The organism is Agrobacterium sp. BT-220-3 (assembly GCF_025910175.1).
Classification (GTDB): Bacteria; Pseudomonadota; Alphaproteobacteria; order Rhizobiales; family Rhizobiaceae; genus Agrobacterium; species Agrobacterium oryzihabitans.
The window spans coordinates 1-556 of record NZ_JAPAIX010000051.1; the positions used below are offsets into that span (position 1 = coordinate 1).

The window sequence follows — 556 nt, forward strand, 5'->3', positions numbered from 1 at the left end:
TTCCTGATGCCGATCGAAGACGTGTTCTCGATCTCCGGCCGTGGTACGGTTGTGACGGGTCGCGTTGAGCGCGGTATCGTCAAGGTTGGTGAAGAAGTCGAGATCGTCGGCATTCGTCCGACCTCGAAGACGACGGTTACCGGCGTTGAAATGTTCCGTAAGCTGCTCGACCAGGGCCAGGCCGGCGACAACATCGGTGCGCTGGTTCGCGGCGTTACCCGTGACGGCGTTGAGCGTGGTCAGATCCTGTGCAAGCCGGGTTCGGTCAAGCCGCACAAGAAGTTCATGGCAGAAGCCTACATCCTGACGAAGGAAGAAGGCGGCCGTCATACGCCGTTCTTCACGAACTACCGTCCGCAGTTCTACTTCCGTACGACGGACGTGACGGGTATCGTTTCGCTGCCGGAAGGCACGGAAATGGTTATGCCTGGCGACAACGTCACCGTTGAAGTCGAGCTGATCGTTCCGATCGCGATGGAAGAAAAGCTGCGCTTCGCTATCCGCGAAGGCGGCCGTACCGTCGGCGCCGGCATCGTCGCTTCGATCGTCGAGTAAT

1 protein-coding gene is annotated in these 556 nt (G+C 59.4%); it reads left to right on the forward strand.

Going from position 1 to position 556, the window contains the following annotated elements; all coding sequences use genetic code 11:
- On the forward strand, positions 1–555 hold a 555-nt coding region (locus OK142_RS25235), incomplete at its 5' end, for an EF-Tu C-terminal domain-related protein (protein ID WP_498685727.1).
- Position 556 lies beyond the last annotated feature (1 nt).